The organism is Celerinatantimonas sediminis (assembly GCF_046054195.1).
Lineage (GTDB): Bacteria > Pseudomonadota > Gammaproteobacteria > Enterobacterales > Celerinatantimonadaceae > Celerinatantimonas.
The window spans coordinates 151178-168907 of sequence record NZ_JBEQCS010000007.1; the positions used below are offsets into that span (position 1 = coordinate 151178).

The window sequence follows — 17730 nt, forward strand, 5'->3', positions numbered from 1 at the left end:
TTATCTCACATCAATTTCATCTGATCGGCAAAGAGCTTTAGTGATTCAGGTGCGATTTGACAAATTAATGCAACGCTAGAGCACCTGAATCAAATATCTGTTTAATTAAAAACAGGCTCTAAGAATATAGTAGAAAACGATAGCAAAAACAGCCCCTGCAGGAAGGGTGATCACCCAAGAGACTACAATTTTTCGCACAATTCCTAAATTTAATGCCCCAATGCCTCGGGCCATTCCAACGCCAAGAATTGCACCCACCAATGTTTGAGTAGTTGAAATCGGCAAACCAGTGCCAGATGCAATGACCACGGTTGTCGCAGCGGAAAGCTCAGCGGCAAAACCACGACTAGGCGTAAGATGAGTAATGCCTTTACCAACCGTTGCAATCACGTGGTGTCCTAGAATTGCAAGACCCGCCACAATGCCTAAACCACCTAGGGGCAGGATCCACCAAGCGATTTGTGCTTGCGTCCCAATCACACCGCCATGGGCGATGATACTGACAACAGCCGCTAGAGGACCAATAGCATTGGCTACATCGTTAGAACCATGCGCAAAGGCCATTGAACAGGCTGTCATAATCATCAAAATACCAAAGATTTTTTCAACATTGGTATAGTGCATCTGTTGGTCAGCGTGCGGATCAATGTGCAAGCGATTAATGAGCAATCGCCCTGCTAGCGCGATAACTAAACCAATCGCAATAGCTAATAGATAACCTTGTATGTCACCTACGTTCAAGCCGACATGCGACAGCCCCTTTTTGATGGTCACGAGGGATAAAACAAAACCGGCTAAAAACATGTAACCCGGCACATAGCGCTTGGCTGCTAGAATTGGGTTTTCATGTTTGAAGATAAGTAACTGGGCGCTGGTAAACAACAGGTAGGCTATCACACCAGCGATGATAGGCGTGATGATCCAACTGCCGATAATGCCAGATAACTTTGACCATTCAACAGTTTGTGGACCTGCTGTGACACAAGCAAAACCAATAATGGCTCCGACGATTGAATGCGTTGTTGATACTGGCCAGCCTTTATATGACGCGATTAACAACCAAGTGCCAGCCGCTAAAAGAGCCGCGATCATGCCAAAAACCATAATATGTGGATCTTTGGCAAATAATGCAGGATTAATAATCCCTTGACGAACAGTATTGGTGACTTCGCCACCGGCTAAATACGCACCAGAGAACTCAAAGATCATCGCAATGAGTACCGCACGCTTAATCGTTAAAACACCAGAGCCGACGGATGTACCCATGGCATTTGCTACATCATTTGCACCAATGCCCCAGGCCATAACAAAGCCAAACACAGCGGCAATCGCCACCAAAATGGTGCCGTAATTCGCAATTATTTCCATAATTGAACAACCTGAATATAAGACTTAAGCTCGGAAAATCATTAATTCCATACGGGCACCAACGCGAAGCGCTTGATCTGCCAGCTCGCCGACTTTTTCAATCATGTTGTACAAAAACATGACATCGACCGGATTAAGTTGTGCTTCCAATTGACGAAGTTTCAGTCGAAGACGAATTTGCATGGTATCGGTGTCATCTTCGATTTGATCAAGCTCAGTCACCATTTTGGTAACCAAGTCAACTTCACGTCCGCGAAAGCCTGTTTCCAAAAGGTCTTCTAATTCGTGAATGGTTTCTTGAGCTTTAGCAGTGGCATCAAGAGAGCGTTTAAGGTAGGGCAAAAAGAGATCATGTAACTCTTTTGGCACATAGAGTTGTCTGCCAACCACGCGACCACTGATATCTTTTGCTTTATTTGCAATACGGTCTTGATGTGTTAGCAATTCAAGCAAATCAGAGCGTTCGACTGGCATAAAAATACCGCCCGGAAGATTCATACGAATATTCCGTTTCAAACTATCAGCCTCTTTTTCAAGATGGTTGATCTGCTCACGGTATTTTCCAGCTGCATCCCAGTCATCTGCGAAAACAGCTTCAAAAAACGGAACTAAGCTTTCAGCACATTCATGAACTTTGCTGATATGCTCTTCTAAGGGTTTAATTGGCGATTTGGCAAATAAACCAAGTAATGTATTGGGCATAGCGTTTATTCTGTCTGACTATTGCGCCGCGAATCTTAACTGATATAAGAGTTCATGCAAGTAAATTCTGCACTTTCTTTGATTCTTTATAATAGCAAATCGCTCAATAAAACGCCATTTTTCAAGGTTTGTTTTAAGGGTAAATATATATTTAGATCATGAGGTTAATATAGGTATTTGGGTAGTGAAATCACTAAAAATAACGACTGTATTTTGTTGATATGACGCGATTACCCAACGAGTATGATATCCTGCATAAATTGCAATATTATTACTCTTGGCAACACCTGTTGAACTATGAATAGTGAAATTGAACTAAAGTTCTATCTCCGTGATGATTCAGTGGCGCAAATTGAGCCGATTTTGGCCGATTTTTCGATTTTACAGAATGAGGTCCGGCATTTACGCAGTGTCTATTTTGATACTAAACAACGCCAATTGCGGCGCTGGCGTATGGGGCTGCGCATTCGTAGTGGCGATGAACAAAACGTTCAGACGGTAAAAACAGCAGGAAGGGTCGTTGGCGGATTACATGATCGCCCTGAATATAACCAAGTTGTAGATGGTTCTCGTCCACAATTGAGTCGCTTTGAAAATCTTCCTTGGCCAGAAGAGGTTGATTTAAGTGAGCTTGAAAACGCCTTACTTCCTATCTTTGTTACCGATTTTAAAAGAACGACTTGGCTTGTGGATCTTCAAAATGAGACCCTCGTTGAAGTCGCGCTGGATTCGGGGAAGTTAGAAGTTGATGGTCGTGAAGAGCCAATTTGTGAATTAGAACTAGAACTGGTTAAAGGTGACGTTGGTCAGCTATTCTTCCTAGGTGAAAAATTAAGTTCTTTAGGAGCGCTGATTCTAGGTTCCACCAGTAAAGCAAAACGCGGTTATGCTCTGGCCGATGGATTGCCTAGTGAGCAGCCCATTCGACTCGGATTTGTGCCGTTAGAAAACGATGATTCTTTGCCTCACGCGCTGCATAAGAGCGTTGATTATGCACTCTCGCATTGGCAACGCCACCAGCAAGTTTATATTGATTCTCTTTCTTATCGCGCTTTAAGTGAGCTTAAACAAGCCGCCCAATTAATTCATCAAGTCGTTTCAATGTATCAAGATGTGGTTGAATTTAGCTGTCCATGGCATGACGACTTATTATGGTTAATTCGCCAGTTAGGGTGGCTTGATGAAGCGTGCCATATTCAAAGGTTAATGGATGATCAGGGTAAATTTATTCGCAAATTAACCAATAAGCGGACCATTTACCGCCAGCTGGAGCAGCGTCTTAGCGAACTGCCAGATACCGATGAAGTTCTACAGCTATTATCCAGCGAGCGTTATAACAAGTTGATGTTGGCGCTTATTCAGTGGGTTTATCAAAAAGAAGATATGCAAGCTAAGCAGTCTCTGAGTCTAAATGAGTTTGCCAGTACGGCTTTGCAAGAGTGTTGGCAGAAATTGCGGGATTCTGAATTTGGTGAACAGCTTTCTTTGGATTTTAACCAGTATACCCGCTTGGCCGGGCAACTTAAGCGTAACTTAATGCTGGGCAATTGTTTGGGAGCATTATTTGAGGCGACAAGCCGTGATGAATTCCGCTCGTTATGGCTTGATTTACTCGGCGGTATTGAGGATTTACGCCTACTTGAGCCGATTGCTGAATTAGCTGACGATAGCGTTGAGAATAAAGACGAGGCCAAGCAACTGAATAAATGGCTCAAACGTAAGCAAGACTCGATTACTGATGCAATGGAGTTTACGCGCACTCAAGCATTGAGCAAAGCTGATTACTGGTTGCTTAATAACGTGTCATAAATTTGTTATTTCTGTCACATGTTCACGATAAAAGGCAGCTAAAAGCTGCTTTTTCTTTGTCTTTTTTAATAGAACTCAGTAAGTTATGTAAACAAAGCATAATTTAATTGTTTCATTCTTTTATGCTCCCCGAAAGTTGTTTTTACCTATCAGATTCGCCTGTCTGCTAAGCTCAATTGCGCTTATCTTCCGGGGCTAGGACATAGGATGTCCCAGGCAGCAGTGTAAATAACTTTTGTTCAATTGTGAGTTTATCGTGATAACTAGGACGAATCGATTAAGCTTTTGCGAGATGATTCCGATAAACTGTAACGAATAATTTACAACTGCTGTTTTGTTTTAATTAATGCAAAGGACCCTTAGATGAAATCTGCAATGTTGTCACGATGGGAACGATTATTAACTAGGATCAGTTTAAAGCATAAAATCTATCTGTTGATCCTCGCAAGTCTTGTCGTGTTAGTTGGAAAATTGTGTTTAGATAGTTATCTGGTCAAGCAGGATGCACTGACAACTCAGGCTCAGAGCATGAGTCAGGATGCGAGCAAATTAGCCAATTTGGTCAATCAGCAGCTAAATAACTCGAATTATCTGAAGACGTTGATTGATTCAAATGTTCATTATCAACTCTCTTTAGTCGATAGTAACCAGCGTGTGATTTTAGGCGCGCCGCTTTCGTCTATTCCTGCTCCTTCGCATATCGTTCGCTCTAATGACGTATTTCATTATGCGCTCAAGCTCAATGATGGGCGTCTGTTAGTGCTCACTCAGCATCAACATCGTACGGTTAGTGTAGCTGAGCGTTTTTTCCAGCGTAGCCTTATTGTCACCCTGATTATCGGCGTATTTTTCATTGTGTTTATGGTTGCCGCTGCTAGAGTTTTAATTAAGCAGGTTGAGCAATTGCGTAAACAATTGCGTCTGATGGCGAATAAAGACTTTAGCCAACCGCAAATGATGTACTCCAATGATGAATTTGGTCGTATTGAAAAGGCTGCTAATGAGACGCGTCTTGATCTTGAAAAGGTCTTAATTAGCCAGAAAAAAATGACTCAAGAGCTCCAAACAGTCGCCGAGCAGATGACCGTTTGTATGGATGAAACCAAAGAGGCCACCCAAGAGGAATTTGCTCAGATTGATCAATTAGCCACAGCCATGAGCGAAGTAGCCGCAACGGTAAATGATGTAGCTAATAACGCCGAGCAAGCTGCAATTGCGGCTCAGCAGGCCAATGATTTAGCCAGCCAAGGCAACCATGATGTCACCGAAAGTATTCGCACTATCAATCAGCTAGCTGATAATATTTCTCTCTCTAACGAATCAGTGCAAACCGTTGAACAACGCGTTAGTGAAATTGGTTCAGTTGTCGAAACCATTAATAGCATATCCGAGCAGACGAATTTGTTGGCTTTGAATGCTGCAATTGAAGCGGCTCGAGCTGGTGAACATGGCCGCGGTTTTGCTGTCGTTGCCGATGAAGTACGTAATTTGGCAAAAAGTACTCAAAGAGCAACGGTTGAAATTCACTCGATGATCGATCAACTGCGTGAAAGTGCTGCTTTGGCAGGGAAAATGATGGATGAGAGCGTTCAATACGCTAAGCAAAGTGTCTCTCAAGTGGGTAATGCCGGAGAAGAGCTTAATCAGATTGTGCAACAAGTGTCGCAGATTACGCAGATGAATACCCTTATTGCAACCGCCTCAGAGCAGCAGCGCGAAGTGACTCGAGAAATGGATGAGAACTTAATTCAAGTTAAAGAACTTATTCAAGCAAGTGTCACCGTCATTGATGAGTTGTCGGAAACTTCGCAAATCCTAGCGAATCATGGTCAGGCTTTAGGGCAAATGGCCTGCGAGTTCCGCCTTGAGAGTCAAACAGGATAATTATGTCGCAGTGTTATCATTCGTGGCTTAAGCAAATGGCGAATTGGCCAGAGCTTCAAAAACTTGGTCAGCAGCGATATGAGCAGTTCATCGAAAAACATGATGGGTTACTCGTTGTTGATAAAGAAACTTTAGTTGGGGCACTCGCGGTTAGCGATTTTATTTATTCACGTTTGATGCAAAATCCGCTGTGGCATGTTGCATTAGCGGCAACGGTTGATGAGCTAGCAAGTTGGATAGATGAGCAGCACTGTTGGCGCTCGTTTGAACCTTTAGATGAAAAGTCAGCTCAACGTTGGCTGCGAGAATATCGAGCGCAATTTATGTTGCGTATCGCTTGGCTTGAACTCTCAGGGCAGATTGAAATTACTCAAAGTGTTCGTTATCTGTCAGAATTTGCCCGCTTAGCAATTAATGTGACTCTCAAATGGTTGGTTCGTCATAATCAGCCATTATATGGAACGCCTGTCGATGAACATGGCCAGATACAGAAACTCCACGTATTGGCGATGGGAAAACTCGGTGGGGGTGAACTCAACTTTTCCTCAGATATTGATCTTATTTTTTGTTATCGCGAACAGGGCAATACCACTGGTGGGCGCCGCGAGTTAGCCAATCAGCAGTATTTTATCCGTCTAGGGCAGCAGCTCATTAATTTCTTATCCCATCCCCAGTTGGGAGGTTTTGTCTTTCGCGTTGATATGCGGCTTCGCCCGTTTGGAGAGGCTGGACCGTTAGCAGTAAGTTATGCCGCTCTTGAAGATTATTACCAGAATCATGGCCGAGATTGGGAGCGCTACGCCATGGTTAAAGCGCGCTGTATCAACGATACAACGGCAAATAATGAACTAAAACAGCTGTTACGCCCCTTTGTTTTTCGCCGCTATATTGATTTTAGTGTGGTGGATGCTTTGCGCCGAATGAAAGCTTTAATCCTCTCGGAAGTGCGCCGCAAGCAACGCTGGGTTGATATTAAGTTGGGGCGGGGTGGCATTCGCGAGATTGAATTTATCGTTCAGGCCCAACAGCTTATCTGGGGAGGACGATTACCCCTCTTGCAGCAAACCAGCTTACTTAAATCGCTTGAGCTGTTGCAAAGTGAAAATATTATAAGTGGTGATCATTACCAAATTTTAAAAGAGAGTTATCTCTTTTTACGACGGATTGAAAATTATCTGCAGGAGTTTGATGACCAGCAAACTCAGCAATTACCCCAAGATGAACTTAATCAAACGCGTTTGGCTTGGGTTATGGGAGAGCCTAATTGGTCCGCGGCGTTTCAGGCTATTCAGTCGGTTTTAGCGGATGTTAGTGGTTGTTTTGATAATCTGTTTGGTCATTCATTGTGTGAGTTAACCCCTGTTGATAATCGCTATGAAATTCTCTGGCAAGCTTGTTTAGACCCGCATAGTCCAATATTGACCGAAGAGTTAGAACCTGAAATAGCTCAAGCACTCGTTGCATTTCGCGCCTTGGCAAGTCAACGGCTAGTTGGTGAAAAAGGCCAATCAACACTCGATCAACTTATGCCTCGGCTGATTCCGATGTTACTGGCTTTTGAGCATCCGCAGCGAGTTTGTCAGCGCGTCTTACATCTGTTGGCGCAGATTCTGTCGCGAAGCACTTATCTGCAGCTATTGTTAGAAAATCCTGGGGCGCTCAATCAGCTTTTAAAATTATGTGATGCTAGTGCAATGGTAGCCGAGCAATTGAGTCGCTACCCATTGTTATTAGATGAATTGCTCGACCCACAACTGTTGTATCGAGTCTGCGGCGAAGATTCTTATACTCAAGAGCTTGATTTGTTTATGCTGCGAATTGCAGCCGATGATCTTGAGCTGCAAATTGATGCGCTTCGCCAATTTAAGCAAATTCAAATGCTGCGCATTGCAGCCGCTGATCTTGCTGATATGTTGCCACTGATGAAAGTGAGCGATCACCTAACAGCTTTAGCTCAGGCTCTGGTTGCGAAGGTGGTCAATTTAGCATGGCAACAAATGGTTGAGCGATATGGTTATCCCGCAGGCGTGAGCGATAACATTCAACGTGGTTTTGCAGTCATCGGATATGGAAAATTAGGAGGTATTGAGCTTAGTTACAGCTCAGATCTCGATTTGGTGTTTATCCATAGCTGCGAAACCTATGCGCCTACTTTCGGCCCTAAAGTTATCGATAGTAAGCAGTTCTATCTGCGTTTAGCACAGCGCATTATGCATCTGTTTCAAACGCGTACTCGCTCTGGAATTTTATATGAAGTCGATATGCGGTTGCGCCCCTCGGGTAATGCGGGACTGTTAGTGAGTTCGTGGTCGGCGTTTGCCGAATATCAGCGCACACAAGCTTGGACTTGGGAACATCAAGCGCTGGTGCGCAGTCGTATATTGGAAGGTGATAATGCCCTTTGCTCTGATTTTATCGCGCTTCGCGAAGAGATTTTATCTCGGCATAGAAATTTACCCGAGCTGGCTTTGCAGATAAAACAGATGCGAGAGAAAATGCGCGAGCATCTTGATCGCTCCGATGAGCAACACATTGACCTTAAACATGCGTTTGGGGCAATGGTTGATATTGAATTTATCGCTCAATTACTAGTGCTTGCCTATGCTAAAGAGGCGCCAGAACTGCTCCGTTGGCCTGATAATATTCGTATTTTTGATGCAGCAAAAGATGCCAAACTTATCAGCGCACAACAATGCCAATTACTGCGTCAAAGTTATATTCATTTGCGCCGCACCGGCCATCACCGTGTGTTGAATGGGCAAAGCACTTTAGTTGCTAAGTCGTTGCTTGATGAGGATGCTTTAGCATCCATGCAAGCTGTGCAGCAACTCTTTCACACCTTGTTCGATAAATTAGCCTAATATGGATAGGCTTCGCCTTCAGGACGTGATTTAAAGCGGCGGTGGATCCACATGTATTCAGGGATCTGCTGCAATATGGCTTTTTCAATCTGCTGGTTTACTGCTGTGGCATCAGCGGCTTCATCGCCACTTGGAAATTCCCCATCATGTTCAAATGGTTTAATGACCAATGTATAACCTGGTTTGCCTTTGTTGCGCCTTGCATAACTAATGATTGGCCGCACGCCTTTTACTCTTGCCAAAGTGGATGTTCCGGTAACCGTTGCAGCATGGGGCTGGGCAAATAAGGGGACAAAGATAGATGCTTTTTTCCCGTAATCGTGATCGGGAGCATACCAGAGAGCTTCGCCTTTGCGCAGCGCCTTCACCATGCCACGAACATCATGGCGATCCACCAGATAGTGGTTACAGCGAATGCGAGCCCGGTGCTGAAAATGTTCATAAACAGGGCTACTGTTTGGCCGATAGACGCCGACCCCAGGGTCCAAAGTGCCATACATTCGAGCATGCCATTCTAGCGTGTAAAAATGCATACTGATAATCAAAATGCCACCTTTAGGCTCTTCAGTGCGCAGTTTTTCTAAGTAATCGCCACCTTCAACTTGCATGTGTTTGACAAATCGGTGCTGCGACCAAAACCAAGCGGTTGCAGTATCAACAATTGCCAGTCCAAAATGCTCAAAGGTTTCATCAACCCATTTTTCCACTTGCTCTTTGCTGGCCTGGGGAAAGCATATTTCAAGATTGCGCCGAGCAATATGGCGACGTGATTTAAGAATCCGTTTGGCGAATCGACCAATCGCTTTGCCTATCGCCCAAGAGATGCGAGAAGGTAAAATTGATAAAAAATAGAGAAACCCAATGATCAGCCAAGCGCCCCAATTTTTTGGCAGAAAGGCTTGCCATTTGAGACGTGGAGGAGTGGTGATTGCCATTAAAATACCGTTTAAACCTAAAAAGATTGTTAATCTGAATACAGATTTCGTTTAAGGGCGCTTATTGTAGTTGAAAATTCGCTGCTTTTAAAAGTCTCTATGGTAGACTTTGGGGCATTAATAGCAGAACAAGCGTTTTTAAACGATAGGATTGGCAATGCAAGTAGATCTTCCTGAATATGCTCCAGCAAATGTGTTAGTGGTTGGGGATGTCATGTTGGATAGGTACTGGCATGGAGGCACAGGGCGGATTTCTCCTGAAGCTCCCGTCCCGGTAGTCAATGTTAAGCGAAACGAAGAGCGTCCAGGCGGTGCGGCAAACGTTGCTTTAAACGCAGTGGCACTGGGGGCAAAATCAACTCTATTAGGAATGACGGGTAATGATGAAGCAGCTGATTCACTCGATAAGCTGCTCTCAGCGGTTGGCGTTCGGTGTGATTTTGCCAAATTTGATAATTATCCGACGATTACCAAACTGCGGGTGATGAGTCGTCATCAGCAATTAATTCGGCTTGATTTTGAAGAAAATTTTCATTCAGTGGATGCCTCGGAGCTGATTGCTAAATTTAAATCGCATCTAAGTGGCCATCAGGTGGTTATCCTATCGGATTACAATAAAGGCGCTCTTGCGCAAGTTAAAGCCTTGCTAGCAGCGGCCAAAGAGCAAAATATCCCAGTATTAGTTGATCCTAAAGGCACTGATTTTAGTCGTTATCACGGTGCGACATTATTAACCCCAAACTTTTCAGAATTTGAAGCGGTGGTCGGTGTTTGTGAATCTGAGCAGCAAATCGCTGAAAAAGGTTTTGCCCTCATTGAAAAATTAGCGCTTAAAGCTCTATTGGTGACCCGCAGCGAGCACGGTATGACACTGTTAGAGCCTGGTAAAGCGCCGCTTAATTTGCCAGCTCAAGCTAAAGAAGTGTTTGATGTAACTGGTGCCGGTGATACCGTCATTGCAACGCTCGGTGCAAGCCTTGCCGCAGGACAAACGCTCTCACAAAGCTGTGCTTTAGCTAACGCTGCGGCTAGTATCGTCGTAGGTAAAATGGGAACATCAACGGTTTCAGCTCAAGAGTTGGCGAAATTTATTTACGGCGGCGATGACAGCGGTTACGGCGTTGTGAGCAAATCACAGCTTCACGAAGCGGTGCAGATTGCTCACAGTCGCGGCGAAAAAGTGGTGATGACTAACGGTTGCTTTGATATTTTGCATGCCGGACATGTCTCATATTTAAGCAAAGCCAAAAGCTTAGGCGATCGCTTGATTGTGGCCGTCAATGATGATGCGTCAGTACGCCGCTTAAAAGGCAGCGAGCGGCCGATTAATCCACTTGAGCGTCGTATGGCCGTTCTGGCTGGATTAGCCGCTGTGGATTGGGTCGTAAGTTTTAGTGATGACACCCCACAACAATTGATTGGCGATATTTTACCTGATTTGTTGGTCAAAGGTGGCGATTACCAAGTTGAGCAGATTGCCGGGCACAAAGAAGTGTTAGCCAATGGCGGTAACGTGCAGGTGTTAAATTTCGAAGATGGCTGTTCGACCAGCAAAATTATTGAGGCGATAAAAAAAACCGGCAATCGTGAGTAACAAATCCCTAATTGCCGGTAAGACCTGAGAATGAGTCATTCTCAGGTCAAGCCATTATTAATGATGATGTTCTAATCGAGCTTGCGTATATGGGCCTTTGAATTTAATCCAGAAGGCAATCAGTGCGACCACTGTAATGGCAATTCCCAAAGGGGTGGCAATGCTCATCGGCAGGTTAAAGCCGATGGTAGCATGGGCAATATAAGTGAATGTTACCGCCGTCATAAAGGCTGCCGGCAAAGTACAAATCCAATGGAATTTCCCTTCTTTCGCTAAGTAAGCGGCACCAGCCCACAACATAATCATCGCGGTGGTTTGATTGGCCCAGCCAAAGTAGCGCCAGATGACACCAAACTCAGCCAGTGTAATCAGATAACCTACCACAAACATCGGGATGGCTATCCACAAACGGTGCATTAGTGATTTTTGGCTGAGTTTTAGAAAATCAGCAACAATCAATCGAGCACTACGAAATGCTGTATCGCCAGATGTAATCGGTAATATAACGACCCCTAAAATGGCTAAAATGCCGCCAACTCCACCGAGAAGGGCAATTGATACTTCATGAACGACAGCTGCCGGACCACCACTGGCAATTGTTGCATTTAACGCGGTGGTGTCTTGATAGAATGATAATCCTAAAGTACACCATATAAGGGCTATAATTCCCTCACCAATCATGGCGCCATAGAAGACGAAGCGGCCAGAGCGTTCACTTTGCATGCAACGCGCCATCAGCGGCGATTGGGTTGCATGAAAACCAGATACAGCGCCACAGGCAATGGTGATAAATAACAGCGGCCAGAGCGGCAAATCTTTCGGATGCATGTTAGTTAACAGATGCAGCCCTTGGTTATAGAAATGGTGACCACTTGCAACCAACCCTACCATTAAGCCAACTGACATGAAAATGAGCAAAGCTCCAAAGATGGGGTAAAATCGGCCAATGATCTTGTCAATCGGGACAATGGTTGCGAGGATGTAGTAAAGGAATATGGCGCCAACCCACCAGCCAACCTGTATATCCATCATTTTGGCAAGCAATTCAGCAGGCCCAAGAACAAATACGACCCCGACCAAAAGCAGTAAAACGACTGCAAACAGGTTCATAAAGTGCTTCGCAAATTGGCCAAGCTCGTTACCAACGACCGTTGGCACGGATGCTCCTTTGGAGCGAATTGAAAGCATTCCGGAGAAATAGTCATGGACTGCCCCGCCAAAAATACTTCCCAGCACAATCCATAACATCGCTGATGGACCATACAGTGCCCCCAAAATAGGCCCAAAAATAGGCCCGAGACCGGCAATATTAAGTAGTTGTACAAGATAGATTTTTTTATCTGACATGGCGACGTAATCGACTCCGTCGGCCATCTCGGTTGCTGGTGTTTTACGATCAGGCTGTGGGCCAAAAATCGTATCGACAATTTTGCCGTAAATAAAATATCCGGCTAGTAATAACGCTACACAAAAAATAAACCAAAGCATCTGCTTCTCCCTTTTTCATTCAGTTCTCCCTAGAATGATTAAAGTTCTGCTTTGAATGTTCTGCCACAGACAATTAACTCAGTGGTCGATAAGCGAACTCTAGTGGTCAAAATTACATCGTTAACGGTTTTTTTTATTCTACGTTAATGGCTAAAAATGCTTTGAGTGTGCGCATATAGCGGCGGCTGACAGGAATTTTAGCACCACTGTAGGTGACAAGTTCCCCATTGCCATTTTCAGTGAGGATAAAATGATGGATAGATTGAGGGTCAATTAAATATTGGCGATGGCAACGCATCAACCCCAATTGCGATTCTAGCGTTTTTAATGTCAGCTGAGTATGTAGCAACTGTTGGCCATCAAAAACATGGACACCACTTAAATCAGAAAATGCATATTCGATATTTTCACAGCGGATCCATTGCTGGCGCTGCTGACAGAGACAGGGCAATAAGTTAAGTGGGCTCTGGTGAGCGTTTTGTTTTAACGTTGCGAGATTCTCCAATCGCTCAATGGTTTTTGCCAGTCGCTGCTCTTCAACTGGTTTTAACAAGTAATCAAATGCGGCTGCTTCAAAGGCTTTGAGTGCGTAATCTTCATAAGCGGTAACCAACACAATTTGTATATTAGGTTCGCTGTGCATAATCGATAACAACTCAAGGCCATCAATCTTGGGCATATGAATATCAACAAATAACACGTCGGGTTGATAATTTCGGTATTGGCTAAGACAGTCTATTGCGTTATCAAATTCACCGACGACTTTCACGCGACCATCTTCATTGAGCATCGCACGGAGCTCTTCTCGGGCTAATGGTTCATCATCAACTAATATAGCGTTGAGCATGGTTTTCTCCTGATAGCGGGACGCCGACTCGGGTATAACAGCCTTGGCAGCAATCGATATTTAGCTTGGCTTGTTGACCTAAAAAGTTCTGTAATCGAGTGGTCACAATATTTAGTCCTAGTCCTTGATTGGGCTCTTTGGGAAAGAGCCCCGCATTATCTTCAATCACCAACAACTCTTGTTCTGTCTGGCTTTGTTGAATATAGATGGTTAACTGAGCGTCTTTAAGTTTTTGGCTTAATCCGTGCTTGAGGGCATTTTCAACCAACGGTTGCACAGTAAAACTAGGCACAGGACAAGCCATAAAGCGGGCCGGAATATCCCACTTTATAGTGAGTCTGTCGCCGTAGCGAAGCTGCTCAATATTGAGATAAGCGCGCGTAAGTTTTAGCTCATCGGCTAAGGTGGTGAGCTCTGGCTGTTGTTTAAGACTGGTGCGTAAAAATAATGCTAAATCATGAATGAGTTGGCGCGCTTGGCGAGAGTCTTTACGAATCACCGCGGTTATTGTGTTCAATGCATTAAATAAAAAGTGTGGATGGATTTGCGCTCGGACAAGTTTAAGCTCGGCTTGGGTCAGTAAATTCTGCTGCTGGATGAGGCGAGAACTGACAAGCTGCTCTTCAATGATATGAGCTATTCCTTCGCCTAGCGTGCGATTTATGTTTAAAAACATTTTGCGCTTCGATTCGTATAATTTAACCGTGCCGATGACTTCCCCAGCGCAGCGCAGCGGAATAACCAGTACCGACCCAAGCGGGCAACATCTTGAGCACTGGCAGTGATAGTGAATTTGCTGGCCATCAGCAAACATTACCTGATTGTTGGCAATTGCCTGATAGGTCAGCTCGGATGTTATTGGTGTTCCCGGCAGGTGATGATCATGGCCAAGGCCTGTGAACGCTAACACCTGATGGCGATTAGTAATAGCTACCGCTGAGACGCCGGTTTCTTGGCGCAATATTTCCGCCATCTGTTTGGCGCTGGCGGTATTTAAATCGGGCAGAACACCGACAATTCGCTGCGCTAAACGCAATGCGCGCTGTGAGTAATTGGAACTGAACTTTTCATAGAGCGATTTTCTATCACTGATCATCGCCATAAATAAAGCAGCCCCAATGGGGTTTGTGATAAGCATCGGCAAAGAAATTGTTTTCACCAGCTCAAGCGCTTGTGGATAGGGTTTGGCAAGCAGTAACAGTAATAACATCTGCATCGCTTCTGCCCCAAGGGTCACGACAAAAACTAACAGGGGTGAGTAAGGCCTATCATTTAAGCTTTTACGATGGCGGTATATGGCATGGACACAACCGGCCATAAGCCCTTCAGCACAAGTTGAGATAGCACAGGCAAAATCAGTAAACCCACCTAACTGATAGCGATGCAATCCGCCGGTTAATCCCACTAGGAACCCAACTACTGGCCCACCGAATAAACCACCTAATACAGCTCCAATGGCGCGTGTATTGGCAATTGCATCATCGACCGGTTTGCCAAAATAAGTGCCTAAAATACAAAATGCCGAAAATAACAGATAAATACAGATTCGATGCGGGAGTCTTTCGGACAGTTGCACAATTGGAATAAACAGAGGCGTTTTACTGAGCAGATAAGCGATGACCAGAAATAAACTCATCTGCTGAATAAGTGAGATAATCAAAAGTCCGTGAGGCACGAAATTCACGCAAATATCCCTTTAAAAACGGTTGCTCTGGGCAATTATTAACCTTTAAGTGGACATTCACACAGAGGATTGCAAGAATTGTGCGAAAGCTCAAAAAAACAACAGAGCCATAACAGCGATGGCGATGAATATTGGCGCTTGCAAAAGCGCTGCGCGCTGGTATGGTGAGCTTTCCCAACAATTTTACCCAAAATAGATAATCAGGCTATGAAGGCCATACCGAGGAGTTAATAGGTCAGATGCAAACCGATTTGATCAACGATAAACATATCCGTTCGGAACAGGTGATGATCACCCCGGCTGAATTACGTGCAAAATTGCCACTGTCAAAAGAAGCTGAGCAGTTTGTACTTAACTCACGCAAAACTATTGCGGATATCTGTCATAAACGCGATCCCCGTTTTCTGGTGATCTGCGGTCCGTGTTCCATTCATGATTTGGATGCAGCTAAAGATTATGCGCGGCGTCTAAAAGCACTTCATGAACGATACCGGGATGAACTGTTTATCGTGATGCGGGTGTATTTTGAAAAACCCCGGACAACTGTCGGTTGGAAAGGATTTATCAACGATCCTCATATGGATAATAGCTTTGATATTGAAACCGGATTACATCGTGCGCGCGAACTTTTAACTTGGATTGCCGAGTTAGGATTGCCTGCAGCAACAGAAGCGCTTGATCCGATTAGTCCACAATATTTAAGTGAGCTATTTAGCTGGTCTGCTATCGGTGCTCGTACAACTGAATCACAGACTCACCGCGAGTTAGCTAGTGGCCTGTCGATGCCCGTTGGATTTAAAAACGGCACAGATGGGAGCTTGCAAACGGCTATTAATGCGATGCGCTCTGCTGCAGCTTCACATCGTTTTATGGGCATTAATCAGCAAGGCCAAGTCAGCCTGTTGCAGACTCACGGAAACCCTGATGGGCATGTGATTTTGCGCGGTGGTAAACAGCCAAACTACGATTCAGTGAATGTCTCGTTGGCTGAAGATGCAATGCGCGATGCAGGTCTAGAACCTTGCATGATCGTCGATTGCAGCCATGGTAACTCGAATAAGGATCACCGTTTGCAGCCGCGGGTTGCGAAAAATGTGGTCAATCAGATTATTGATGGTAACCACTCCATTATTGGTCTGATGCTAGAAAGTAATATTCACGAAGGCAATCAGTCTAGCGATATGCCGATTGAAGAGCTTGCTTATGGCGTCTCAGTAACAGATGCATGTATTGATTGGCAATCGACTGAGCAAGTCATCGATGAGATGGCTCATTCGCTAAAAACTGTTTTACCCATACGTTGGGAGTCAGGCCATGAGTGATAACGACCCATTAGGCGAGTTGCGCGTTCAAATCGACAGTGTTGATAAACAATTGATCGATTTGTTTGCTCAGCGTTTAAGCCTAGTCAAGCAAGTCGGGGAGATTAAAAGCCAGCATGGTTTGCCGATTTATGTCCCTGAGCGTGAAGCCTCAATGATCGCCAAACGCCGTGCTGAAGCTTTATCACAAGGGGTTCCTGAACAGCTGATTGAAGACGTTTTGCGCCGAGTGATGCGCGAGTCTTATAGCAGTGAAAATGACAGTGGCTTTAAGCAAGTCAACCCTAATGCCGGTCCGATTGTCGTGATCGGTGGCGCAGGTCAACTCGGCAGCTTATTTGTTCGAATGTTTAAAGCCTCTGGTTACGATGTTCGAATTTTAGAAAAAGATGACTGGGATAATGCAGATGCCATTTTAGCTGGTGCATCCTTAGTCGTGGTTTCGGTGCCGATTCATAGCACTGAAACTGTGATATCTCAGTTAACGACGCTTGGCGATGACTGCATTTTGGCCGATTTAACCAGTGTTAAAGCGGCTCCGCTTAAAGCGATGTTGCGCTCGCATAAAGGCCCTGTAGTTGGCCTGCATCCAATGTTTGGTCCGGATGTCACAAGCTTTGCTAAACAGGTCGTGGTCTTTAGTGAAGGCCGAGAACGTGAACGTTATGATTGGCTGATTGAGCAAATTCGTATTTGGGGGGCTCATTTGTACCCAGCGCTGGCACCAGCCCATGATCAGGCAATGTCATTGATTCAGGCTTTGCGCCACTTTACATCATTTGCTTATGGCGTTCATTTGGCCAATGAAGCGCCAGATTTAGATATGCTGGTGGATTTAAGTTCACCTATTTATCGTCTTGAATTGGCGATGGTCGGGCGTTTGTTTGCGCAAAACCCAGAACTTTACGCTGATATCATTATGGCGCAAAAAGAGAATCTAGAAATGATTCGCCGCTATCATCAGCGGTTTGGGCAGTTGCTGGAGTTGATTGAAAGCCATGATACTCAGGCATTTATAACCGAGTTTGAGAAGGTCAAACAGTGGTTTGGCGATTACGCGCAACAATTTTTAATTGAAAGCCGTAATTTGCTGGCCCAGGCGCACGATCAGCGCCATCACCAAAGCCGTTAGGCTCCTTTCTAAAAACAAGCCAAAGGATCTGCTTTGGCTTGCATTTTATCCAAAAAAGAGTAAAATTTCGCGGCTTCAATTAGCGGGTGCTCCATGTGGAGCAA

At 44.8% G+C, this 17730-nt stretch carries 12 protein-coding genes; 6 read left to right on the top strand and 6 right to left on the bottom strand.

What is annotated here, in order from left to right:
* Window positions 1–105: 105 nt before the first annotated feature.
* Together ABTQ23_RS10440 and ABTQ23_RS10445 are read right to left on the bottom strand one after the other, a co-directional pair.
* Window positions 106–1368, bottom strand: coding sequence for an inorganic phosphate transporter (locus tag ABTQ23_RS10440; protein ID WP_408615655.1), 1263 nt, complete (start codon window positions 1366–1368; stop codon window positions 106–108).
* A 24-nt stretch (window positions 1369–1392) separates the two neighbouring features.
* Window positions 1393–2070, bottom strand: coding sequence for a TIGR00153 family protein (locus ABTQ23_RS10445; protein ID WP_408615656.1), 678 nt, complete (start codon window positions 2068–2070; stop codon window positions 1393–1395).
* Window positions 2071–2367: 297 nt separating this feature from the next.
* Here ABTQ23_RS10445 and ABTQ23_RS10450 point away from each other — a divergent pair, with 297 nt between their 5' ends.
* The 3 genes from ABTQ23_RS10450 to glnE all read left to right on the top strand — a co-directional run bounded on the left by ABTQ23_RS10450 (window position 2368) and on the right by glnE (window position 8624).
* A complete protein-coding gene (locus ABTQ23_RS10450) occupies window positions 2368–3879 on the top strand; it encodes a CYTH and CHAD domain-containing protein (RefSeq protein ID WP_408615657.1) in 1512 nt (503 codons plus the stop codon).
* Window positions 3880–4242: 363 nt separating this feature from the next.
* The gene (locus tag ABTQ23_RS10455) at window positions 4243–5763 is read left to right on the top strand and encodes a methyl-accepting chemotaxis protein (protein ID WP_408615658.1); all 1521 of its coding nucleotides are present in this window, start codon (window positions 4243–4245) and stop codon (window positions 5761–5763) included.
* Window positions 5764–5765: 2 nt separating this feature from the next.
* The gene (glnE, locus tag ABTQ23_RS10460; RefSeq protein WP_408615659.1) at window positions 5766–8624 is read left to right on the top strand and encodes a bifunctional [glutamate--ammonia ligase]-adenylyl-L-tyrosine phosphorylase/[glutamate--ammonia-ligase] adenylyltransferase; all 2859 of its coding nucleotides are present in this window, start codon (window positions 5766–5768) and stop codon (window positions 8622–8624) included.
* On the opposite strand, the gene lpxL is transcribed toward glnE, so the two are convergent.
* Entirely contained in the window at window positions 8621–9559 is a 939-nt protein-coding gene (gene lpxL / locus ABTQ23_RS10465; protein WP_408615660.1) for an LpxL/LpxP family Kdo(2)-lipid IV(A) lauroyl/palmitoleoyl acyltransferase, read from the bottom strand. The two genes, glnE and lpxL, sit on opposite strands and share 4 nt — an antisense overlap.
* A 157-nt stretch (window positions 9560–9716) precedes the next feature.
* Here lpxL and hldE point away from each other — a divergent pair, with 157 nt between their 5' ends.
* On the top strand, window positions 9717–11153 hold the full coding sequence (gene hldE / locus ABTQ23_RS10470) for a bifunctional D-glycero-beta-D-manno-heptose-7-phosphate kinase/D-glycero-beta-D-manno-heptose 1-phosphate adenylyltransferase HldE (protein WP_408615661.1): 1437 nt from the start codon (window positions 9717–9719) through the stop codon (window positions 11151–11153).
* Window positions 11154–11210: 57 nt separating this feature from the next.
* On the opposite strand, the gene ABTQ23_RS10475 is transcribed toward hldE, so the two are convergent.
* From ABTQ23_RS10475 to ABTQ23_RS10485, 3 genes are all read right to left on the bottom strand, one after another.
* Entirely contained in the window at window positions 11211–12641 is a 1431-nt protein-coding gene (locus ABTQ23_RS10475; RefSeq protein WP_408615662.1) for a carbon starvation CstA family protein, read from the bottom strand.
* 133 nt (window positions 12642–12774) lie between these two features.
* Window positions 12775–13488: a two-component system response regulator BtsR gene (btsR, locus tag ABTQ23_RS10480; protein ID WP_408615663.1), complete on the bottom strand. Its 714-nt coding sequence runs from the start codon at window positions 13486–13488 to the stop codon at window positions 12775–12777.
* The gene (locus tag ABTQ23_RS10485; protein WP_408615706.1) at window positions 13466–15124 is read right to left on the bottom strand and encodes a LytS/YhcK type 5TM receptor domain-containing protein; all 1659 of its coding nucleotides are present in this window, start codon (window positions 15122–15124) and stop codon (window positions 13466–13468) included. The genes btsR and ABTQ23_RS10485 overlap by 23 nt, the downstream gene beginning before the upstream one ends.
* 287 nt (window positions 15125–15411) lie before the next feature.
* Here ABTQ23_RS10485 and ABTQ23_RS10490 point away from each other — a divergent pair, with 287 nt between their 5' ends.
* Together ABTQ23_RS10490 and tyrA are read left to right on the top strand one after the other, a co-directional pair.
* Window positions 15412–16494: a 3-deoxy-7-phosphoheptulonate synthase gene (locus ABTQ23_RS10490; RefSeq protein WP_408615664.1), complete on the top strand. Its 1083-nt coding sequence runs from the start codon at window positions 15412–15414 to the stop codon at window positions 16492–16494.
* Window positions 16487–17626 carry a bifunctional chorismate mutase/prephenate dehydrogenase gene (tyrA, locus tag ABTQ23_RS10495; RefSeq protein WP_408615665.1) on the top strand — a complete coding sequence of 380 codons (1140 nt, stop codon included), beginning with the start codon at window positions 16487–16489 and terminating at the stop codon, window positions 17624–17626. Before ABTQ23_RS10490 ends, tyrA begins: the two co-directional genes overlap by 8 nt.
* Window positions 17627–17730 lie beyond the last annotated feature (104 nt).